21 protein-coding genes are annotated in these 20,121 nt (G+C 66.0%); 10 read left to right on the top strand and 11 right to left on the bottom strand.

Translation table 11 applies throughout. The features are described from left to right. Positions 1–3: 3 nt before the first annotated feature. Positions 4–2,058, top strand: a complete 2,055-nt coding sequence (locus A6A05_RS19610) for a bifunctional aldolase/short-chain dehydrogenase (protein WP_068504848.1) — start codon at positions 4–6, stop codon at positions 2,056–2,058. Between the two features lie 101 nt (positions 2,059–2,159). Here A6A05_RS19610 and A6A05_RS19605 read toward each other — a convergent pair whose 3' ends face one another. The 5 genes from A6A05_RS19605 to dsrE2 all read right to left on the bottom strand — a co-directional run bounded on the left by A6A05_RS19605 (position 2,160) and on the right by dsrE2 (position 4,231). Then, positions 2,160–2,657, bottom strand: a complete 498-nt coding sequence (locus A6A05_RS19605) for a GlcG/HbpS family heme-binding protein (protein WP_068504845.1) — start codon at positions 2,655–2,657, stop codon at positions 2,160–2,162. Positions 2,658–2,790: 133 nt separating this feature from the next. Further along, positions 2,791–3,150: a thioredoxin domain-containing protein gene (locus A6A05_RS19600; protein ID WP_068504843.1), complete on the bottom strand. Its 360-nt coding sequence runs from the start codon at positions 3,148–3,150 to the stop codon at positions 2,791–2,793. Between the two features lie 7 nt (positions 3,151–3,157). Continuing rightward, on the bottom strand, positions 3,158–3,382 hold the full coding sequence (locus A6A05_RS19595) for a sulfurtransferase TusA family protein (protein ID WP_068504842.1): 225 nt from the start codon (positions 3,380–3,382) through the stop codon (positions 3,158–3,160). Between the two features lie 46 nt (positions 3,383–3,428). Beyond that, positions 3,429–3,767, bottom strand: a complete 339-nt coding sequence (locus A6A05_RS21135; RefSeq protein ID WP_068504839.1) for a ribbon-helix-helix domain-containing protein — start codon at positions 3,765–3,767, stop codon at positions 3,429–3,431. Continuing rightward, positions 3,743–4,231, bottom strand: a complete 489-nt coding sequence (gene dsrE2 / locus A6A05_RS19585) for a sulfur carrier protein DsrE2 (RefSeq protein WP_068504837.1) — start codon at positions 4,229–4,231, stop codon at positions 3,743–3,745. The genes A6A05_RS21135 and dsrE2 overlap by 25 nt, the downstream gene beginning before the upstream one ends. A gap of 261 nt (positions 4,232–4,492) precedes the next feature. On the opposite strand from dsrE2, the gene A6A05_RS19580 reads away from it, so the two are divergent. Both A6A05_RS19580 and A6A05_RS19575 read left to right on the top strand, forming a co-directional pair. Next, positions 4,493–5,596 carry a YeeE/YedE family protein gene (locus A6A05_RS19580; protein WP_425411952.1) on the top strand — a complete coding sequence of 368 codons (1,104 nt, stop codon included), beginning with the start codon at positions 4,493–4,495 and terminating at the stop codon, positions 5,594–5,596. A 68-nt stretch (positions 5,597–5,664) separates the two neighbouring features. After that, the gene (locus A6A05_RS19575) at positions 5,665–7,308 is read left to right on the top strand and encodes an EAL domain-containing protein (protein WP_068504835.1); all 1,644 of its coding nucleotides are present in this window, start codon (positions 5,665–5,667) and stop codon (positions 7,306–7,308) included. Here the strand turns inward: A6A05_RS19575 and A6A05_RS19570 are convergent. From A6A05_RS19570 to A6A05_RS19555, 4 genes are read right to left on the bottom strand one after another with little or no spacing between them, the layout of a single operon-like run. Next, positions 7,292–8,458, bottom strand: a complete 1,167-nt coding sequence (locus A6A05_RS19570; protein ID WP_068504833.1) for a glycosyltransferase family 9 protein — start codon at positions 8,456–8,458, stop codon at positions 7,292–7,294. The genes A6A05_RS19575 and A6A05_RS19570 overlap by 17 nt on opposite strands. Then, positions 8,458–9,567 carry a glycosyltransferase family 9 protein gene (locus tag A6A05_RS19565; protein ID WP_068504830.1) on the bottom strand — a complete coding sequence of 370 codons (1,110 nt, stop codon included), beginning with the start codon at positions 9,565–9,567 and terminating at the stop codon, positions 8,458–8,460. Before A6A05_RS19565 ends, A6A05_RS19570 begins: the two co-directional genes overlap by 1 nt. Before the next feature lie 13 nt (positions 9,568–9,580). Then, positions 9,581–9,970 (bottom strand): DUF6165 family protein, encoded by a 390-nt coding sequence (locus tag A6A05_RS19560; RefSeq protein WP_068504828.1) that lies wholly within the window; start codon positions 9,968–9,970, stop codon positions 9,581–9,583. A 58-nt stretch (positions 9,971–10,028) separates the two neighbouring features. Continuing rightward, the gene (locus tag A6A05_RS19555) at positions 10,029–10,637 is read right to left on the bottom strand and encodes a hypothetical protein (protein WP_068504827.1); all 609 of its coding nucleotides are present in this window, start codon (positions 10,635–10,637) and stop codon (positions 10,029–10,031) included. Between the two features lie 173 nt (positions 10,638–10,810). Here A6A05_RS19555 and A6A05_RS19550 point away from each other — a divergent pair, with 173 nt between their 5' ends. The 4 genes from A6A05_RS19550 (at position 10,811) to A6A05_RS19540 (ending at position 15,121) form a co-directional block, all read left to right on the top strand. Continuing rightward, on the top strand, positions 10,811–11,269 hold the full coding sequence (locus A6A05_RS19550; protein WP_068504825.1) for a CreA family protein: 459 nt from the start codon (positions 10,811–10,813) through the stop codon (positions 11,267–11,269). 5 nt (positions 11,270–11,274) lie between these two features. Further along, positions 11,275–12,963 (top strand): hypothetical protein, encoded by a 1,689-nt coding sequence (locus tag A6A05_RS19545; protein WP_068504823.1) that lies wholly within the window; start codon positions 11,275–11,277, stop codon positions 12,961–12,963. Between the two features lie 72 nt (positions 12,964–13,035). Beyond that, on the top strand, positions 13,036–13,224 hold the full coding sequence (locus A6A05_RS20460; protein WP_082911094.1) for a rubredoxin: 189 nt from the start codon (positions 13,036–13,038) through the stop codon (positions 13,222–13,224). A 10-nt stretch (positions 13,225–13,234) separates the two neighbouring features. After that, positions 13,235–15,121: a PhoX family protein gene (locus A6A05_RS19540; protein WP_068504821.1), complete on the top strand. Its 1,887-nt coding sequence runs from the start codon at positions 13,235–13,237 to the stop codon at positions 15,119–15,121. Positions 15,122–15,124: 3 nt separating this feature from the next. Here the strand turns inward: A6A05_RS19540 and A6A05_RS19535 are convergent, their stop codons facing one another. Next, on the bottom strand, positions 15,125–15,568 hold the full coding sequence (locus A6A05_RS19535) for a hypothetical protein (protein WP_068504819.1): 444 nt from the start codon (positions 15,566–15,568) through the stop codon (positions 15,125–15,127). A 162-nt stretch (positions 15,569–15,730) separates the two neighbouring features. On the opposite strand from A6A05_RS19535, the gene A6A05_RS19530 reads away from it, so the two are divergent. The 3 genes from A6A05_RS19530 to A6A05_RS19520 all read left to right on the top strand — a co-directional run bounded on the left by A6A05_RS19530 (position 15,731) and on the right by A6A05_RS19520 (position 19,000). Next, on the top strand, positions 15,731–16,594 hold the full coding sequence (locus A6A05_RS19530; protein ID WP_068504816.1) for a dienelactone hydrolase family protein: 864 nt from the start codon (positions 15,731–15,733) through the stop codon (positions 16,592–16,594). 63 nt (positions 16,595–16,657) lie between these two features. After that, a complete protein-coding gene (locus tag A6A05_RS19525; protein WP_082911093.1) occupies positions 16,658–17,155 on the top strand; it encodes a cache domain-containing protein in 498 nt (165 codons plus the stop codon). Positions 17,156–17,209: 54 nt separating this feature from the next. After that, positions 17,210–19,000 (top strand): potassium/proton antiporter, encoded by a 1,791-nt coding sequence (locus A6A05_RS19520; RefSeq protein ID WP_068504815.1) that lies wholly within the window; start codon positions 17,210–17,212, stop codon positions 18,998–19,000. Here the strand turns inward: A6A05_RS19520 and A6A05_RS19515 are convergent. Continuing rightward, positions 18,944–20,095, bottom strand: a complete 1,152-nt coding sequence (locus A6A05_RS19515) for an FUSC family protein (protein ID WP_068504813.1) — start codon at positions 20,093–20,095, stop codon at positions 18,944–18,946. The two genes, A6A05_RS19520 and A6A05_RS19515, sit on opposite strands and share 57 nt — an antisense overlap. Positions 20,096–20,121: the final 26 nt, after the last annotated feature.

The raw sequence follows: 20,121 nt of genomic DNA, 5'->3' as shown, positions 1-20,121 counted from the left end.
CCGATGAAGTCCCTGTGGTCCGATTCCGACGCCCAAGCCTTCGTCGCCAAGTACAAGGACCAGGGCCACAACGAAGATGTGGCCTTACGCGTCTACACCACCCGGCTGCTGGGCGGTGATCCTCGCCTGGTCCTGCATGGCGGCGGCAACACCTCGGTCAAGACCCGCGCCACCGACCTGTTGGGCGAAAGCGTCGACGTGCTGTGCGTCAAGGGCTCGGGCTGGGACATGGGCAACATCGAGCCGGCCGGCCTGCCCGCCGTGCGCATGGACCCTTTGTTGAGGCTGCGCCGGTTGGACAAGCTGTCCGACGAGGACATGGTCAATTATCAGCGCGCCAACCTGATGGACCAGACCAGCCCCAACCCTTCGGTCGAGACCCTGCTGCACGCCTTCCTGCCGCATAAGTTCATCGACCACACCCACTCGACCGCCGTGCTGTCGGTCACCGACCAGCCCGACGGCGAGGAACAGTGCCGCGCCCTGTACGGCAAGCGCATGGGCTATGTCCCCTATATCATGCCCGGCTTCGCCCTGGCCAAGAAGGCGGCGGAAGTGTTCGAGCAGGACCCCACCGTCGAGGGCCTGATCCTTTTGAAGCACGGCATCTTCACTTTTGGTGACAGCGCGCGTTCGGCCTATGAGCTGATGATCGAGATGGTCACCCTGGCCGAGGACCGCCTGAAGAAGAACCGCAAGACGGTGTTCGTGCCGGCCAAGCTGCCGGCCAAGACCGCAAGCGTCGCCGAAGTGGCGCCGATCCTGCGCGGCTTGCTGTCGCTGGACCAGGGCGACGGCGCCTATAAGCGCTGGGTGCTGGATTTCCGCACCTCGGACGCCATCCGCAATTATGTCGATGGCAAGGATGTCGAGCGCTATTCCCAGGTCGGCGTGGTCACCCCCGACCACACCATCCGCACCAAGAACTGGCCGGTGGTGCTGCCCGCCCCCGAGGCCGGCAAGCTGGACGAATGGACGCAAGGCGCCAAGACCGCCATCGGCGCCTTCGAGGCGCTGTATCACGATTATTTCACCCGCAACAACGAACGCTTCCATCCGGCCAAGACCGAGCTGGACCCGATGCCCCGCGTCGTCCTGGTGCCGGGGCTGGGCCTGTTCGGCGTGGGTGCCAGCAAGAAGGACGCGATGATCGCCGCCGACATCGCCGTCAATACCGTGGAAAGCGTCACCGACGCCGAGGCCATCGGCACCTACAGCCCGGTGACCGAAGCCGACATGTTCGATTGCGAATATTGGAGCCTGGAACAGGCCAAGCTGGGCAAGGGCGCCGAGAAGGCGCTGGCCCGCCAGGTGGCGGTGATCACCGGCGGTGGTTCGGGCATCGGCGCCGCCGCCGCCCGCGCCTTTGCCAAGGAAGGCTGCGAAGTGGCGGTGCTGGACCGCAACGAAGCCGCCGCCAAGGACACCGCCCGCCAGGTCGGCGGCAAGGCCCTGGGCTTGGCCTGCGACGTCACCGATCCGGCTTCGGTCAAGGCGGCGTTCGCGGCGGTGGCCGCCCATTTCGGCGGCATCGACATCGTGGTGTCCAATGCCGGCGCCGCCTGGCAGGGCCAGGTCGGCATCGTCGACGATTCGGTGGTGCGGCAAAGCTTCGAATTGAATTTCTTCGCCCACCAAAGCGTCGCCCAGGCGGCGGTGGCGGTGATGAAGGCGCAAGGGACCGGCGGCTGCCTGCTGTTCAACACCTCGAAGCAGGCGCTGAACCCGGGCAAGAATTTCGGCCCCTACGGCATGCCCAAGGCGGCGACCTTGTTCCTGATGAAACAATACGCCCTGGACCATGGCGGCGACGGCATCCGCTCGAACGCGGTCAATGCCGACCGCATCCGTTCGGGCCTGCTGACGCCCGAGATGATCGCGGCCCGTTCCAAGGCCCGCGGCGTCACGGAAAAGGACTACATGGCCGGCAACCTGCTGGGCTGCGAAGTCACGGCGGAAGACGTCGCCGACGCCTTCGTCTGGTTGGCGCGCGCCACCAAGACCACCGCCTGCACCGTCACGGTCGATGGCGGCAATATCGAGGCCAGCCTGAGGTAATCGCGCTTCGCGCCAAAAGCCCGAGCGGCAACTGAGCCGCCCGGGACCGGGCGCGCCAAAAGCAGACTCTGATCCGTCGGCCGGCAACGCCGGCCGACGGATCAGAAGTTCAGCGCGTCCTCGATGGCCTTGATGCCGGCCTTGGCGCAGACATCGTCGGCGTCGCCGCCCGGCGCGCCCGAGACACCGATGCCGGCGACGATCGAGCCGGCCGATTCGATCTTCAGCCCGCCGCCCAGGATGGTGGCACCCGGCACATTGCGCAGGCCGGCCTGCGGCATGCCCGGCCCGGTCATGCCGACCAGTTCGGTGGTGTTGGTGCGGAAGCTGACCGCCGTCCACGCCTTGCCGGTGGCCACACCCGGCGTATGCGGGCCGGCATAACGGTCGCGCAACAGCGCCTGGACGTTGCCGCCGCGATCGACCACCGCGATCGCCGCCTGCCAGCCATTCTTGCGGCAGCTTTCCAGCGCCGCCTGGGCGGCCTTCAGCGCCACCTCGGGAGTCAGCATCGTCTGGCTGAAGGTACCCTCGGCGGCATGGGCCGCAGGGGCCAGCGGGGCACAGGCCACCAAAGCGGCCAGCAGCATCTTACGCATGGTATGTCCCTCCCGTTTAGATCGTGATGCAGAACATCTGCATCACTATAAGCCCTCTGCCTTAGCGGGCGCATCCGCGCCCTTGGCCGCCGCCGCAATGGCGGCTGGCGTGATGCACGTTTCGCGCATCACGCTAACAGCTCTTGGACTTCAAGTTTCGCAGTATGGCGGACAATTCGCCCCAGAAAAAATCGTCGCCGCCATAGCCGACGATGCGCCCGGCTTCGCGGCCACATTGCATGACCAGGAAGGTGGGGGCATAGCGCAGGTTCTTGACCGAGCGAAGATCGGCCGGCAAGGCGCGCAACGACACCCGGCGCAACGGCGCCCGGATTCCTTCTTCGGTCTTGGGATAAATCGGGCCGATCTCGCGGTGCCAGCGCACGCAGAACGGACAGCCCTCGGATTCGACCATCACCAGCTCGGCGGCAAGGGCGGTCCCGGCGCCCAACGACACCAGGACCGCCACCAGCGCGGCGAGGGCTCGCCTCACGACAGGCTTACGCCTTGCGTTCGATCTTGAAGGTATAGGTGCCGCCGGCATCCTTGGTCTCGAGCAGAACATTGCCGGTCTGCTTGCAGAAGGCTTCCATGTCCTTGACCGAACCGGGATCGGTGGCGATCACTTCCAGGACCGAGCCCACCGCGATGTCCTTAATGGCCTTCTTGGTGCGCAGGATCGGCAGCGGGCAGTTGAGGCCCTTGACGTCGAGAACCGTGCTCATAACAGATACTCCCCTTCTAAGTTGGTTTCCTCAGGCCGCGCACCGCTTACGCGACGAGATTGATGTATTTCAGGCAAACAACCCGCAGACATGATGCCAGATTCTTATCGTTGTTGATAAGACAATGATCATGTACGCGGGCAATTAGGGCGTTGGCGGTGACGCCCTCGTCCCGGGCCATTTCCTCCAGCACCGACCAGAAGGCACGCTCGAGGCGGATGGTGGTGGAATGGCCATGGATGCGGATCGAGCGTTTCTCGGGCGCGTATTCACGCGCCTGCTCGGAATTGCACAGCCCGAACAGGCGGGCCAGCGGACCGGTGCCGGTCCGGTCGCTCAGGAAGGCCGGCTCGGGGGCGCCTAGATGAACAGATTGATGTCGCACTGGGTTGCCGTCTCGATATAGGTGGCCGCTCCGGCATACTCGATGCCGTCGATCAAGTCGGAAGGCTGGTACTCGAACAGGTCCATGGTCATCTGGCAGGCGATCATCCGCACGCCGGCTTCCTGGCAGGCATCGCGCAATTCTTCGATGCTGGCGACGCCCTTCTTCTTGATCAGGTCCTTCATCATCATGGTGGTCAGGCCGGGAGCGCCGGGCATGGCGGCCAACAGGTTGGGCATGGCCATGTGCATGCCCATCATCGGCATCTCCATCGCCTCGTTGCCCAGCGTCGTCACCTTGAGATCCAGCTTCTTCTTCAACAGCGTCAACCCATAGAACGTGAAGAACAGCGTGACGTTCAGATCCATCGCTACGGCCGTACTGGCCAGGATCAGCGGCGGATAGGCCCAATCAAGCGTCCCCTTGGTGACGATGATCGACATCGACTTGCCGGTTTCGGCCATCACTCGAACTCCATTGACATGATTGCATCAGATTTTGCTAATATGCAACCACCGTCATGGGGGCCGGGTAGTAGCCTTTGCCTACGCCTGAAAGTTTTCCCCAAGACAGTTTTCGGGGAGGGACGAAAATCGCCCCACTTGCCCGCTTGTGCGGACACTCGGGTCGATGCTAATTTAGACTGAAGAAATATATATGGGTTCGGTCCCGCCGCCAAGCACCTTCGCCAACGAAGCGACGGACCAGACATCCATCCAGGGAGGATGACCGTGAGCGAACTTCCAATTTCCACCATTGTCGGCCTGGGTGCCTTCATCACCGGCCTGATTTTCGGCGCTGTCGCCAACCGTACCCATTTCTGCACCATGGGTGCGCTGTCCGACATCGTCTTCATGGGCGATTGGAAGCGTTTCCGCTCGTGGATGCTGGCCCTGGCCGTCGGCCTGATCGGCACTCAGGCGATGCAATCGGCCGGCATGATCGACCTGTCCAAAAGCATCTATCTGCAGGGCGCCATCGGCTGGGCCGGCGCCGTCATCGGCGGCCTGCTGTTCGGTTTCGGCATGACCATGGCCGGCGGCTGCGGCAACAAGACCCTGGTCCGCCTGGGCGCCGGCAACCTGAAAAGCCTGGTCACCTTCATGGTCATCGCGCTGTTCGCCTATATGACGCTGAAGGGCTTCATCGGCCTCGCCCGCGTCCAGATGGATGCGACGACCGCCATTGCCGTGGCCGGCAAGGCGGCCAACCAGGGCATTCCGGCGCTGCTGGCGATGATCGGCATCCCGGCTTCCGTCGCCCAGTGGGGCACGGTGGCGGTGATCGGCGGCGGCCTGTTGGTGTTCTGCCTGAAGGATGGCGAGTTCCGTTCCAGCCCGGCAGACCTGTTCGGCGGCCTGGTCATCGGCCTGCTGATCGTGGCCGGCTGGTGGGTGACCGGCGTCCTGGGCAACGACGAGTTCGAGCCCACCGCCATCGCCAGCTTCACCTTCGTCGCCCCCATCGGCGATACCATGCAGTACCTGATGACCTTCACCGGCTCGACCATCAATTTCGGCATCGCCGCGGTCGGCGGCGTGATCGTCGGCTCGTTCCTGGCGGCGATCGCCAGCAAGACCTTCGCCTTCGAGGCCTTCGCCGGCACCGAGGACATGGGCCGCCACCTGATCGGCGCCGCCATGATGGGCGTCGGCGGCGTGCTCAGCATGGGCTGCACCATCGGCCAGGGCCTGACCGGCATGAGCACCTTGTCGATCACCTCGCTGATCGCGCTGGGCTCGGTGATCTTCGGCGGTGTGTGGGGCCTGAAGTACATGGAGGAAGGCGAGATCGGCGCCGCCCTGAAGGCGGTGTTCGCCCGCGGTTAGGGTTGCGCGGACTCACGGCAGCGGTCATGATGGGAACGTCACTTATTCCTTAAGGATGCTTCCTCATCATGGCCGATCGTGAGCGCGACCGCTTCGTCGCCCTGGCCTTTTGCCGCGCCGATATCTTGCTGGAGTTGGACGACGAGCACGACGTCGTCTTCGCCGCCGGCGCCACCCAGTTCCTGCTGGGCCTGGGGCCGGATCAATTGCGGCACAAATCATTCCTGGACCTGGTCGCCGAGCCGGATCGCGCCCTGGCGGCCGAAATGCTGGACGCGGCCCGGGCGCAAGGCCGTATCGACGACGTGGTGGTGCGCCTGTCCGGTGTCGGCACCCGGCGCCCCAACGTGGCGATGGCCGGCTATCGGGTTCCCGATTTCGACAACCATTTCTTCCTGGCCCTGAAGGTCGAGCCGGCACTGCAAGCCGAGCGCCTGTCGGAAACCCAGTTGAAGCGCGACGACGAGACCGGCCTTCTGGACGAGGCCTCGTTCGCCTCGCAGGCGGCCGAACGGGCCTTGGCCTTCAAACGGGCCGGCGGCCGGCCGCAGATCACCGTCATCAAGGTCGAGAACTTCGCCGAGATGACCACCGCGCTGGGCACCAGCGAGCGGCGCGAGGTGATGAACACCGTCGGCGACATTCTGGCAAAGCATTCGCTGGGCGGCGGCACCGCCGGGCGCATCTCGGACGACAGCTTCTCGTATCTGCATCGCGACGACGTCGATCCCGAGGAAGTGTCGTCGATGATTTCCGACGCGGCCAAGCGGCTGTTCAACGGCGATGTCAAGACCACCGGACAGACCCTGGACGCCGATGGCGCCGGCCTGGCCGAGCATCAGGTCGCCAAGGCCATCGCCCACACCATCCGCCGCTTCTCGGAAGAAGGCCATCTGGACAAGAAGAAAAGCATCTCGCAGGTGCTGACCGGCATGGTGTCCGACACCATCGAGAACGTCGCTTTCATCCGCCGTGTGGTGGCCGGGCGCGATTTCGACATGGCCTTCATGCCGATCTGCGATCTTAGGGTCGAGCGCATCCACCATTTCGAGGCGCTGACCCGCTATCGCGACGCCAAGCCCGGAACCTCGCCCTATCACCTGTTCTGCCTGGCCGAGGAAGTGGGCATCGTCCACGAGCTGGATCTGGCGGTGGTCGATACCACCATCCGCACCATCGGCGAAATGGTGGCCAAGCGCGGCTTGATGCCGTCGGTGGCCATCAACCTGTCGGGCCAATCGCTGTCGAACCCGCGCTTCGTCGAAGATTTGCGCATGCTGCTGCGCCGGTCGGGCATCCAGCCGCGCAAGCTGATGTTCGAACTGACCGAATCGGTGCGGATCGACCATCTGACCGAGGTCAACAACGTCATCCAAAGCTTCCGCAACCTGGGCTTCCGCTTCTGCCTGGACGATTTCGGCTCGGGCGCGGCCAGCTTCGACTATCTGAACGCGCTGGATATCGACGTGGTCAAGTTCGACGGCCCGGTGATCAAGCGGGCGGCGGCCAGCCAGAAGGGCTCGGACCTGTTGGCTTCGATGGCCCGCATGTGCGCCTCGATGGGGGTGCGCACGGCGGCCGAGATGGTGGAAGACAAGCGCATGGCCGGCCGGGTCTATCAATGCGGCGTCGATTTCGGCCAGGGCTATTATTTCGGCAAGCCGGAATTCGACCCCTATGTCTTCGCCGACCGCTTCATGACCGGGGCGTAAGAGTCAGCTCCTCGACCGCCTGCCATACCCGATCCGGCGTGACTTCGGCGACGCACGGAAAGGCATCCTGGTCACTGGCCCGCTTGGGGCAACGCCACAGGCAGTGATAGCACTCCATCTCGTGGGCCAGGAAGCGGGTGTTGGGCGGGCTGATTTCGTCCGGGTACGGCACGAAGCAGCCGAAATGGCCGCCGCCAGCGATCAGAATGGTCGGCGCCCCCACGCCCAGGGCCAGATGGCCGGGTCCGGTGTCGTTGGTGACCACGCAGGCGGCGTGCTTCAAGACATCGACCAACTCGCCCAGCTTCAGCGCGCCGATGGTGTCGATCACCCCCGGATGGTTCAGTTGGGCGATCAGCGGCTTGGCGAAGGCTTCCTGGCCAGCTCCGACGAACACCACCCTGAGGCCCGCATCCAGGCAGCGCCTGGCGACGTCGAGGAATTGCCCGAACGGCCAGCGCCTTCCCGGCTCGTTCGAGCCGAAATTCATCACCACATAGGGCCCGCCCTCGGGCAGCTTGGGCTCGTGGTCGCGCCACGGAATGGCCGGCACCTCGGGGGCCATGGTCCGCCCGGCCAGTTCCGACAGGAAGGTGAAATGGCGCAGGCCTTCATGGGTCGGATAGGGGCCGGTGTCGATGACCCGGGTGGCACGGTCGAGGTACCAGCCATATTCCGCCCGCGTGCGGTCGGTGATGAAGGGCTGGCAGACGATGCGCTGGGGGGCGCGGCTCATCCACACCAGCGAATCGGCGGTCAGGACCTTGCGCATGAACATGTCGCAGATCGCGGTCTGGAAGCCCTGGCGGCGGACCCACAGGGCGATCTTGGCGCGGTACCACCATTTCTTTTCGAAGGCGTGTTCGTCGATGGTGACCAGATTGAAGCCGGCGAACACCTCGGGCCCCAGGCCCTTCCACGAATGGCAGCCCAGGACCGTGATGTCGGACTTGGCCACCCCCAGCAAAGCCGGCAAATGTTCCAGGGCGCGGCGATACATCACCATGTCGCCGATGCCGTCCATCCGCACCACCACCACGCCCTTGCGGGCCTTGGGGGCCGGCGTCAGGGCGACCAGGGCGTCGATGGGGCGAAACAGCCACCACCGCCGGCGCATGCCGCGCGGGAACAAGCTCGACAGCAGCCCCATCAGCAGCCCCTGGCGATGATGTCGTCGACGGCGCCCAGCACCGTGTCGAGGTCAAGCGCGGCGACGCACGGATACATGCCGTCCTCCAGCGGGAAATAGCAGTTGCCCAGGCAGCCCTGGCACTCCACCGGGGCATAAAGCACATGCATGTTGGCCGGCGTGACCTGGGCGGCGTAGGGGACGATCTCGCCGACATAGGCGGCCGAGGCCAGGCACAGGGTCGGCGCGCCCAAGGCCACCGCCAGATGCATGCAGGCGGTATCGACGCTGACCACCATGCGGCAGCCGCGGATCAGGGCGGCCAGGCGGTCGAACGGCGCGCCTTCGAAACTGACGTTGGGCAGGTCCAGCAGGGCCTTGAATTCGGGGTTCTTTTCCAGGTCCGACGGGTGGCCGGCCAGCCGCACCTGCCAGCCATGCGGCAGACGGGCGGCAATCAGCTTCCAGACTTCCGGCGGGCTTTGCTTGGCCTTGACCGCCGAGAACGGCTGGAACAGCACGGTGGCGGCCGGCAGAAGCTCGCGGCTTTCGAACTGGCCCAGATGGACCACCGGCGGATCGAAATGCTTGCCGGTCAGGAAATCGGCGAAGGCCGACCAGCGCACCACCTTGTCGGTCTTGGGCGGTCCGGACGCGTACAGGCGGGAATAAAGACAGCGATTGGCGGCCAGCCGCTCGCCGTGCTTGTCCGACGGCCGAGGCTCCATCGCCACCGCTTCCCTTGCAGCGCAGGCCTCGACCAGCGCCTCATCCAGGTCGGGATGACGCAGATAGTCGGTGTGGATCACCAGCCGGTAATGGGCGGCGTGCAGCTCGCCGAAAATGCGGCGGCGATAGCCGATGTCGCGCAGGCGCTTGAAATCCACCGCCTTGACCCGAACCCCCGGCGGCATGACAAAGCCCATCCGGGCGGCATCGGACCGCAGCAGCACCGTTACCGGTTCGCCCGGTTGGGCCAACGCCAGGAAACGCGGCAGAACCACCGCCAGCAAGACGGTGTCGCCCAGCCCGCCGGCACTGATCAGCAGCACGCCATTGGCCTTGCTATCGCGACGCTTCAGCGACAGTTCCAGCTTCAGCAGCGGATCAAGCAGGCGATGGGCGCGCACCCGTCACACTCCGTCAGGCATAGGGGGCGTAGGACTTTTCCTCGACCAGGGCCGAGCCCAGCAGGTCGTTGACCTTGCGCTTGACCAAGGCGCGTTCGTCATTGGTGAAATAGACGGCGCGGGCCAGTTCGACGAAGGTCTGGCCGAAATCCTTGGCGCGCTCGCAATCGCGGATGTCGTCCTCGATCACCCACAGCTTCTCGTTGATGGCCTTCAGCTCGGCGGCCAGCGCCGCCAGGCCGGCATGACCCGGGAACTCGCGCTCACGCACGGCCACCAGCTCGTCCAGCTCCTTGTTGACGTTGGCAAGCTTGCCCGCGTCGGTCAGGCGCTCGGCCTTGATTTCCAGAATGGTGATCTTGTCGATCACCTCGCCCCACGACACCGGAACCAATACGGACATACCACGAACCGCCTTGTTCTTAACCCGAAAGGCGCGTTCTAGCAGATTTCTCGGCCGGCTAGAAGGGAGCCAACGCGATCAGTTCGGGATCGTCGGCATGGTCGAGCAGAATCCTGCGCACGCGGTCTTGCCACAATTCGGCGAAGGCCGCCCCCGACCGATCGTCGCCATCCCCGGACAACAAGGCCTGCAGGTGGCCACGCATCATCGGATCGGCTGGCACCAATTCCGGTCGATACCGTGCCGCCACGCCAGCCCCGCTGTCGGTGCGACGAAATCCCAGCGTGGCCGGCACCGGCGTATCGAAGGCCAGCAGGTCCAGACGGGAGAACCGCCCGGCGATGCCCTTGAAGCCGCCCGGGCCGGCGGCACCGGTCACCAGGCCGGCCACAGCGGCGATCACCCCGGCCACCCCTTCGTGCTGCGCCTCAGGCAACAAGACCTGAATGGCGCCGCGCTTAGGGATCTGGCCCGGCCATAGGGCGACCAAGGCCGCGCGCGTCATCAGCCAGGCCCCGGCAACGGTGGGACAGGAATGCCCGGCCAGTCGCACGGCATCGCCGTAGCCATAGGTGAAGCATCCGTCTGCCGGCGCCCCCACAAAGGCGGCCAGCGGGTCGTAGACGGTGATGCGGGGGGCCTGGTCGAAGAAATCCGGCAGTTTCATGACATCGGGGTCCTGGGGTGACGAGAGACCGACAAACGACCACAAAACCACGCGCCATAACATTGAGCCCGATCAAGCCCCTTTCGCGCCCCATTTCCTTATCCTATATTTGATCTGGTGCCCGCGAACGCTGCAATTTTATTCAATTATGCGCACACGCGCCGGAGTCACTGATGAAGTGGATCGCCCTTGTTGCATTCCTGGCCCTGATCGCCGGCCCCGCCAAGGCCGAGGAGATCGGCTCGGTGTCGACGGTGTTCAAGATGCTGGGCCCCAACGACAAGATCGTGGTCGAAGCGTTCGACGACCCCAAGATCAGCGGCGTCACCTGTTATCTGTCGCGGGCCAAGAAGGGCGGCGTCAGCGGCGGGCTGGGCGTCGCCGAGGACCCGTCCGACGCCTCGATCGCCTGCCGCCAGGTCGGCCCCATGGCCTTCAAGGCGAAGTTCAAGGAAGGCGAGACAGTGTTCGAGAAGGACACCTCGTTGCTGTTCAAGACCATTCAGGTGGTGCGCTTCCATGACAAGGAGCGCAACGTCCTGGTCTATCTGGTCTATTCCGACCGCATCATCGAGGGCTCGCCCAAGAATTCCATTTCGGTGGTGCCGGTGCCGCCCGGACAGGGAGGCTGACGCCCATGGCCCTGCCGATCGACCAGCAACGTCTGCTGCACGATCTGTGCGCCAAGCTGAAAGGCGTCACCGACCAGGCCCAGTTGATCGCCTTCATGGCCGAGGTGATGCGCTCACTGCTTCGCCGGGCCGGCGATGCCGAATTTCGCGCCCAGGTGCAAGACAGCTTCATCACCGGCCTGGCCGGCCGCGACTGGCCCGATCAGGTCATGCTGGCGCGCGGCGTGCTGGCGGTGGTGATCGCCAAGCGGCCCGAGATCGCCAAGGCCTGGCAGTCCCTGCACGACGCCGTCGCCCCCGGCCAGGCCCGCCGCGCCGCCGACCGCGGCGAGACCTTGCCGGCCGACGACGACGACCTGCCCGACCTGGACGGCATCGAGATCGAGCTGCTGGAAGAGGCGCAAGAACAGGTGGCGATGGCCGCCCCGCCGCCGCCGCCCTATGACTTCGCCGATGCCGAATCCCTGGTCGCCGCCTGGATCGCCGATGTCCTGGAACGCCGCCTGGGCATCTTCCGGCTGCCGACGACCCCGTTCCCCTCGGTGGCCTATAGCCACGAACGCACTTTCTTCCTGTTCGAGCCGGATTTCGCCCCGGTGGCCCGGCGCTTCCTGACCGAAGTGCTGATCCCGGCCTGTCGCGCGCCGCTGGAACGTCACGTCTACCGCACCGCCGACGCCCAGACCCTGGTCAGCCCGAAGCTCTTGGACGCCTTCCTGACCGAAAAGCGCCCGACGATCTGGAAGATTCTGATCGAGCGCCTGGGCAAGCTGGCCGCCCAGCACCGCCAGGCCGAGGCCAAGATCGAGGCGGCAAGCACGCCCGCGACCGGCGGCCCCGAATTCGAGGAGGTCAATATCCCGGTCTCGAAGCCGCGGGTCGTCACCGTGCTGGGGGTGTCGTTCCGCCTGGGCAAGCAGACGGTCAGCCAGCGCATGAAGGTGCGGCTGCGGGCCTCGACCGAACTCGAGGAATCCGAGCGCGAGGCGCTGACCCTGCTGGCGCGCTTTTCCGATCTGGCCGGCGAGGCCGGGCTGGAACTGCCGCCCGGTTGCGACTTCCAGTTCCTGCGCATCTTGCTGGAATTCGACGCCAAGGCCTTCGCCCACACCGCCCGCGAGATCGTCGCCCTGGCCGGTCACAAGGAAACCACCCGGGCCTATCTGTTCGAGCGACTGAAGGCGCTGGACGAGACCTATGCCAATTATCTGTCCGACGCCCTGATCCTGCTGCTGTTCCTGGGCGGCACCAACGATCACGCCTTCGGCTTCAAGGAGCTTTACGACGTCTGCATCGGCGAGGCGCGCGACAACAGCGCGCTGGCCTCGCGCCGGCCGTTCCTGCCGGCCGAGATCGGGCGCCGGCCGACCGAGCTGGTGTTCCAATTGCGCGAGGTGCTGAAGCGCCGCTATGACGAGGCCACCTTGACCCAGGCGGTCACCGCCTTGTTCCAGGTGTGGACCACCATGTCCAAGACCCGCTTCGGCGACAGCCTGGAAGCCGGCCTGACCGTGCTGCGCACCTTCCCGGTCACCTTCGCCGGCGACCTGGACGAGCCGGTCTTTTCCGGGATCGGCCACACGCTTTATCGGGTGCTGACCTCGGCCGAGCCCAATCTCGAGGGGGCCACCCAGTCCATCCAGGCCCAGTACGCACCGATCCTGGCCCGGCTGCGCCTGCACAAGCTTCACTGAACCTTCACCCGCGCAGGCCGGCGGGATTCGTAAAGTCCCCGCGAGACTGGGGCCTGCGCGGAGACACAGGTGATGGGGCAACCCGCCACCGAGGCGGATGGAAGCTTGGCGCTGTGGGTGTGCAATCGTTGCGGCTGGGTCTACGCCCCGGCCGAGGGCGATCCGACCCGACGCATTCCACCACTGACCGCGTTCGAACGCCTGCCCCCCGACTGGAGCTGCCCGTCCTGCGGGGCTGACCGCGATTATTTCTTCCATTGAGGAGTTCTTGATGCGCCGCCTGGATTCGACCGAGATCGTGCTGAGCCGCCGCCAAATCCTTGCCGCCTCGGCCGCCGCCGGCGCCGTGGCCGCCCTGCCCGGCCAGGCCTCGGCAGCCAAGGAAGGCGCTTCCGACCCCTCCAGCCTGGCCTTCCGCCAGCCCGAGCACACCATCGCCGACACCCACCGGGTCGCCGCCGGCCATCAGGCCCAGGTGCTGATCCGCTGGGGCGACGGCGTCGCGGTCGATGCGCCCGCCTTCGACGTCTTCGCGCAAAGTGCTGCCGCCCAGGATCGCCAGTTCGGCTACAACAACGATTTCGTCGCCTTCATGCCGCTGCCGGTGGGTTCGTTGGCGTCGGAACACGGACTGCTGTGCGTCAACCACGAATACACCAACGCCGAGTTGATGTTTCCCGGCCTGACCTTGAAGGACAAGACCGAGAAACTGTGCCGCGAGCAGGTCGATGTCGAGATCGCCGCCCATGGCCACTCGGTGATCGAGGTCAGGAAGAACGGGCAAAGCTGGCAGGTGGTCGCCGCCAGCCCGTTCGCCCGGCGCCTGTCGGCCCTGACCACCGAATTCCAGATGTCCGGCCCCGCCGCCGGCCATGACCGACTGAAGACCAAGGCCGACCCGTCGGGCCGGACGGTGATCGGCACCCTCAACAACTGCGCCGGCGGCGTCACGCCTTGGGGCACCGTGCTGATCGCCGAGGAGAATTTCGACACCTATTTCTCGGGCGACCCCAAGAAGACCCCCGAATCGGTCAACCACATCCGTCTGGGGATCAAGGGCAAAAGCCGCTATGCCTGGTCGCGCTTCCACGACCGCTTCGACATCGAGAAGGAACCGAACGAGCCCAACCGTTTCGGCTGGGTGGTCGAGTTCGACCCCTACGACCCCACCTCGGTCCCGGTCAAGCGCACCGCGCTGGGCCGCTTCAAGCACGAGGCGGCGACCTGCGTGACCCTGGCCGACGGCCGCGTCGTGGTCTATTCCGGCGATGACGAGATGTTCGAGTACCTGTACCGCTTCGTCAGCCGCGACCCCATCGACCGCAAGAACCGCCGCGCCAATGTCGGCCTGCTGGATCACGGCACGCTTTCGGTGGCCCGCTTCGACAAGGACGGCACCATGACCTGGCTGCCGCTGGTGTGGGGCCAGGGCAAGCTGACCGCCGCCAACGGCTTCGCCAGCCAGGCCGATGTGCTGATCGACGCGCGCCGCGCCGCCGATCTGGTCGGCGCCACCCCCATGGACCGGCCCGAGGATGTCGAGACCAATCCGGCCAACGGCCGCGTCTACGTCATGCTGACCAACAACAGCCAGCGAAAGCCCGAGCAGGTGAACGGGGCCAATCCCCGCGCCGACAACCGCCATGGCCATGTGCTGGAACTGACCCCGCCCGGCGCCGGCAAGGGCCGGATCGGCCGCCACGATGCCGAGCGCTTCCGCTGGGAAATCCTGTTCCTGGCCGGCCAGCGCGCCGACGGCGCCACCTATCACCCGGCCACCGACAAGTACGGCGCCTGGCTGTCGGCTCCGGACAACTGCACCTTCGACAATCGCGGCCGGCTGTGGATATCGACCGACCAGGGATCGAACCAGCGCAAGAACGCCATCCCCGACGGCATGTATGCCTGCGATGTCGATGGCCCCGGCCGGTCGCTGGTCAAGTTCTTCTATGGCGTTCCGCGCGACGCCGAGATGTGCGGCCCGGCCTTCACCCCCGACAACCGCACCCTGTTCGTCGCCGTCCAGCATCCCGGCGAGGACAAGGATTCCACCTTCGACCGGCCATCGACCCGCTGGCCGGATTTCCGGCCCGACCTGCCGCCCCGGCCGGCCATCGTCGCCATCACCAAGGATGATGGCGGCCCGGTCGGTTCTTGACCATCAATCCCCGCAGACGGCCTTGTCGCCGTCGCGGGTGCACGGCGCGCGGGTGCGCATCACCATTTCGTGGCCGCCTTCATAGCGGCAGACGACGCGGGTGATCGCCCCGGCCTTGCCGACGCCGATATCGTCCAGCTTGGCCGCCTTCAGGGATTCTGGCGGGGCGGTGCAGGACAGATAGCCCTGGAACGGGCCGGCTTCCCATAGCGAGACGTTCTTGGCCTCTTTGTAGCGCTCGATGTCGGTGCAGATGTCCTTGCCGTCCTTGTCGTACATGCGGGCATTGTCGGCGCAATAGCCGGAAAATCCCCAGCGCATCTCAGGTTCAGTCGGGCACGAGCCCACCTGGACGATATCGGCCATGCTGGGGCAGGTGAAGTCGGCGGCGGCGGCGGAACCGGCGGCAAAAACGGCAAAGGCTAGGGCAAGGGCAGTGCGAGACATGGGGGGTCCTTCCAGGGGGGCCTTCCGGGTTTCGCGCGAAAGCCTACTGCGAATGAACCGGCCCCGACCTGACAAAGGTCAAGCGATGCCGACTTGCCTTTTCAGCCGCCCATAACCAGTTCACACTGGTCGGAACAATTCAATCCTGGGGAGGATGTCCGCATGCTGGCCGATCTGAAGAGTCTTAATCCCGATTTCAGCCGTCGCGGTTTCGTCGGCACCGCCCTGGCCGCCACCGGCTTCGCGCTTGCCGCCGGGCCGGCCCGGGCCGAGGCCATCGTCACCGACACCGCCGGCCTGGAGACGGCCGACGTGCTGATCCCGGCCCGCGACCGTTCGCTGCCGGCCTATGCGGCGCGCCCGGCCAAGGCCACCGGCCCGCTGCCCACGGTGATGGTGGTGCAGGAAATCTTCGGCGTGCACGAACATATCCGCGACGTCTGCCGCCGCCTGGCCAAGCTGGGCTATCTGGCCGTCGCCCCCGAGCTTTACGTCCGCCAGGGCGATCCCTCGAAGATCACCGACATCCCGACCCTGTTGAAGACCATCGTCGCCTCGGTTCCCGACGAGCAGGTGCTGGCCGACCTGGATTCCGTCGCCGCCTGGGCCGCCAAAAGCGCCGGCGGCGACCCCAGGAAGCTGGCCATCACCGGCTTTTGCTGGGGCGGCCGCATCGTCTGGCTGTACGCCGCCCACAATCCCTCCCTCAAGGCCGGCGTGGCGTGGTATGGCCGTCTGGTCGGCGATCCCTCGGCCAACAGCCCGAAGCATCCGGTCGATATCGCCGCCGAAATCAAGGCCCCGGTGCTGGGACTTTACGGCGGCGCCGACCAGGGCATCTCGCTGGACTCGGTCGAGAAGATGCGCGCCGCCCTGAAGGCGGCCAAGGTCAAGACCGAGATCAAGGTCTATGACGGCGCCCCCCACGCCTTCCACGCCGATTACCGCCCCAGCTATCGGGCCGAGCCGGCCAAGGATGGCTGGATACAGTTGCAGGCCTGGCTGAAGGCCAATGGCGTCGGGTGATTGCAGTGCAGCAAAGGGTATATTAGAATTGGGCAAGTTTTTTCGTTACGGGGAGTGTGGGTGATGGCTTTCGTTAAGATTCTGGCGGTGTTTGCGGTCGGAGCGGCGGTTCTGGGCGGTGCCCCCGCCTTTGCCGCCGACCTGGTGCCCGAACCGGCCAAGGCCGAGGCTCCGCGCCACAGCTTCGAGCAGGCCAAGGCCCTGGTCGAGGAAGGCATCGCCCATATCAAGGCGGTCGGCCCCGACAAGGCCTTTGCCGATTTCAACGCCCCGGCCGGCAAGTGGATCCGGGGCGAGCTTTATTTGTTCGCCTTCGACAAGAAGGGGGTCTACCGGGCCACCGGCTACCGGCCGGAACGCACCGGCCAGAACGCCTGGGAGATGACCGATGCCGCCGGCCTGAAGGTGGTGCAGGAAATCGTCAAGAAGGCCAAGCGCGACGGCACCGCCACGGTCGATTATCTGTGGAAGAACCCGACCACCGGCAAGCTGGAGAACAAGACCTCGTATGTCGTCCAGGTCGGCGACCACGTGATCGGGGCCGGTTTCTATCACAAGTGACCGTAAGCTGGTAAAAGAGGGAGGCATCGACCTCGGCCAAAGGAGCCAAACCGGGTGATCGAAAGTCTGAACATCACCTTGCTGGTTCTTTCGGGTCTGGTGACCCTTTCCATCTTTTCCAGCCTGCTGTCCTTTCGGGTCGGCGCGCCGCTGCTGTTGGTGTTCCTGGCCGTCGGCCTGCTGGCCGGCGAGGACGGGCTGGGCGGCATCCGCTTCGACGATGTCGGCACCGCCTATGCCATCGGCACCGTGGCGCTGGCCATCGTGCTGTTCGACGCCGGCTTCCATACCCCTTTTAAAAGCGTGCGCCAGGCGGCGCTGCCCTCGTTGTCGCTGGCCTCGGTCGGCGTGGTGCTGACCGCCGCCCTGGTGGCGGTGCCCGGCCATTACCTGCTGGGGCTGGATTGGCCGCAGGGATTGCTGCTGGGCGCCATCGTCGCCTCGACCGACGCGGCGGCGGTGTTCTTCCTGCTGCGCGTCGGCGGCATCCATGTGCGCGACCGTGTGCGTTCGATCCTGGAAGTGGAATCGGGCTCGAACGACCCCATGGCCATCTTCCTGACCATCGTCATGATCCGGGTCCTGACCGGCGGCGGCGGCGACGATCTGGTCACCTTCATTCTGGGCCACCTGGCCATGGAAGTGGTGATCGGGCTGATCGCCGGCCTGGGCGGCGGCACTCTGATCATCGCCGCCGTCAACCGCTTGGGCATCGAGCGCGGCCTGTTGCCGGTCGCCGCCCTGTCGATGGCGCTGATGCTGATGGCCGCCACCGCCCTGATCGGCGGCTCGGGCTTCCTGGCCGTCTATGTGGCCGGCCTGCTGGCCGGCAATGCCCGCCTGGCGGCCCCCGACACCATGCGCCGCTTCCAGGACGCCGCCTCGTGGCTGGCGCAGATCGCCATGTTCCTGGCGCTGGGCCTGTTGGCGACGCCGTCGCAATTCCCGCCGCTGATCCTGCCCAGCCTGGGCGTGGCCTTCGTGCTGATGTTCGTCGCCCGCCCGGTGGCGGTGTGGGTCGGCTTGCTGCCCTTTCGCATGAACCGCAACGAAACCGCCTTCGTCGCCTGGATCGGCCTGCGCGGAGCGGTGTCGATCCTGCTGTCGATCCTGCCGATGGTGGCGGGCATGGAGAACGGCCGGCTGTTCTTCAACGTCACCTTCATGGTGGTGCTGGTCTCGCTGGCCCTGCAGGGCTGGACCATCGCCCCGGTGGCCCGCTGGCTGGGCCAGGTGGTGCCGCGCCGGATCGGCCCGGTCGAGCGCGTCGAGCTGGAAATCCCCGGCACCCGCCACGAATTGGTGTCGTACCGCATCGTCCCCGATTCGCTGGTGGCGCGCGGCCACAAGCTGCCCAGCTGGGCGCGCCCGTCACTGGTAGTGCGCGACGGCCATTCCTTCCTTGGGGCGTCGATGCACGCCTTGAAGCCGGGCGATCTGGTGTGGCTGTTCGCCCGTCCCGAACGCCTGTCCCAGTTGGACCGCCTGTTTGCCAGCCATGCCGACGCCGCCGAGGCCGACCGCCAGTTCTTCGGCGACTTCCCCATCGACCCGCACGCCCGCATGTCGGATCTGGGCCTGCTGTACGGGCTGGCCATGCCGCCCGATTCGCAAGACGTCACCGTGGCGCAGTGGATGCGCGAGACCCTGGGCAGCTATCCCGGCATCGGCGACCGCGTCGGCCTGGGCGAGGTGGAACTGATCGTGCGCGCGCTGGGTCCTCACGATGCCATCACCGAGATCGGCCTGGCCACCGAGCCGACCGAGATCGACAAGCCGAAACTGCCGCTATTCCCCTCGGGCCGCGAGGTCCGCGCCCGCATCCGTCGCTGGCTCAGGCGCTGATCCGCCGCGAAAGCGGGCCGGGATCAAACGCCGCATCGCACCGCCTGCGGCCCCGCGAAAGCGCGGGCTGTGCAGGGCGATGCCGCCCAGCAATCCGACGAACGAGCCCAGCACGGTGTCGAACAGCCGCGCCTGCATCAAATCCGCCGCCGGGCCTTGCCCCATGGTGGTGGCCTCGGCCAGCAGGATGGTCAGCGGCGTGATGAACATGACGGCAAGGCCGTAATGGCGGACCACCATGGTCTCGATGACCAAGATCAGGACGGTCATGGTCAGCGCGATGGTCCACGGCCCCAGCGGCAGCAGGAACAGGCCCCAGGTCAGCAGCAGGCCGGCCAAGGTCCCCAGGATGCGCTGCAGCTTCTTGGTCCACACCGCCCGCAACGATGCGCCCTGGATCACCGCCAGGCAGCTGACCGGCACCCAATAGGCCTGCTCGGCGCCCAGTCCCTTGGCCACGGCCGTCGACAACCCGACGCACAGTCCGATCACCACCGAATCGAACACCACGAAATCGAACGAGGCGGTCGGCGGCGGCGGCTGTTGCGGCGCCCGGCGGCGCAGGACGTGGATGCTGTAAAGAAAGCCGATCAGGCAGGCCAGCACCGCCCCCATGGCCACCAGGCCGACACGGGCCGGCACCTCCAGCACGGTGACCGGCAGATCGGCGCCGATGGCCGCGACCATCACGAAGAACAGGCTGCCGGGCATGCCGACCCCGTAGAACCGGCAGACCATGGTGACCAGGATGGCTGAGAAGGTCAGCACCGGCACCGCCATCAATGGCACGAACTGGCTCATCACCCCCAGGGCGTAGCAGGCGATCAGGCCGAAGGCGCAGGCCATCTGCATCACCATCCGATGCGACAAGGCCGTCGCCGGCAGATACATGAAGCACAATCCGCCCAGCGACGAGGCCAGACCGAAATCCAGCCGGTCGAAGAAGGCGCCGATGAACAAGGGCAGGCCGATGGCGATGGCGGCGCCGACCGGCAATTCCCACGGCCGGTCGGTGGGGTGGATCATGGTCAGATGGCCAAGCTCGGTCCGGCAGGCGGCGGCCAGACGCATCCACAGGCTGGGTCGGGATTCCATGATCCCTAGGGTCCAAACTCAATTAG

Source organism: Magnetospirillum moscoviense (genome assembly GCF_001650635.1).
In the GTDB taxonomy this organism is placed as follows: Bacteria; Pseudomonadota; Alphaproteobacteria; order Rhodospirillales; family Magnetospirillaceae; genus Magnetospirillum; species Magnetospirillum moscoviense.
Note: the sequence above shows the minus strand (reverse complement) of the source record. Positions and strands in the feature narration are given on the sequence as shown.

Excerpts from the sequence above, each read along its gene's own strand:
- A6A05_RS19610 (WP_068504848.1), top strand. The coding sequence starts at position 4 with ATGAAGTCCCTGTGGTCCGATTCCGACGCCCAAGCCTTCGTCGCCAAG.
- A6A05_RS19605 (WP_068504845.1), bottom strand. The coding sequence starts at position 2,657 with ATGCGTAAGATGCTGCTGGCCGCTTTGGTGGCCTGTGCCCCGCTGGCC.
- A6A05_RS19595 (WP_068504842.1), bottom strand. The coding sequence starts at position 3,382 with ATGAGCACGGTTCTCGACGTCAAGGGCCTCAACTGCCCGCTGCCGATC.
- dsrE2 (WP_068504837.1), bottom strand. The coding sequence starts at position 4,231 with ATGGCCGAAACCGGCAAGTCGATGTCGATCATCGTCACCAAGGGGACG.
- A6A05_RS19580 (WP_425411952.1), top strand. The coding sequence starts at position 4,493 with ATGACCGTGAGCGAACTTCCAATTTCCACCATTGTCGGCCTGGGTGCC.
- A6A05_RS19575 (WP_068504835.1), top strand. The coding sequence starts at position 5,665 with ATGGCCGATCGTGAGCGCGACCGCTTCGTCGCCCTGGCCTTTTGCCGC.
- A6A05_RS19570 (WP_068504833.1), bottom strand. The coding sequence starts at position 8,458 with ATGGGGCTGCTGTCGAGCTTGTTCCCGCGCGGCATGCGCCGGCGGTGG.
- A6A05_RS19560 (WP_068504828.1), bottom strand. The coding sequence starts at position 9,970 with ATGTCCGTATTGGTTCCGGTGTCGTGGGGCGAGGTGATCGACAAGATC.
- A6A05_RS19555 (WP_068504827.1), bottom strand. The coding sequence starts at position 10,637 with ATGAAACTGCCGGATTTCTTCGACCAGGCCCCCCGCATCACCGTCTAC.
- A6A05_RS19550 (WP_068504825.1), top strand. The coding sequence starts at position 10,811 with ATGAAGTGGATCGCCCTTGTTGCATTCCTGGCCCTGATCGCCGGCCCC.
- A6A05_RS19545 (WP_068504823.1), top strand. The coding sequence starts at position 11,275 with ATGGCCCTGCCGATCGACCAGCAACGTCTGCTGCACGATCTGTGCGCC.
- A6A05_RS20460 (WP_082911094.1), top strand. The coding sequence starts at position 13,036 with ATGGGGCAACCCGCCACCGAGGCGGATGGAAGCTTGGCGCTGTGGGTG.
- A6A05_RS19540 (WP_068504821.1), top strand. The coding sequence starts at position 13,235 with ATGCGCCGCCTGGATTCGACCGAGATCGTGCTGAGCCGCCGCCAAATC.
- A6A05_RS19535 (WP_068504819.1), bottom strand. The coding sequence starts at position 15,568 with ATGTCTCGCACTGCCCTTGCCCTAGCCTTTGCCGTTTTTGCCGCCGGT.
- A6A05_RS19530 (WP_068504816.1), top strand. The coding sequence starts at position 15,731 with ATGCTGGCCGATCTGAAGAGTCTTAATCCCGATTTCAGCCGTCGCGGT.
- A6A05_RS19525 (WP_082911093.1), top strand. The coding sequence starts at position 16,658 with ATGGCTTTCGTTAAGATTCTGGCGGTGTTTGCGGTCGGAGCGGCGGTT.
- A6A05_RS19515 (WP_068504813.1), bottom strand. The coding sequence starts at position 20,095 with ATGGAATCCCGACCCAGCCTGTGGATGCGTCTGGCCGCCGCCTGCCGG.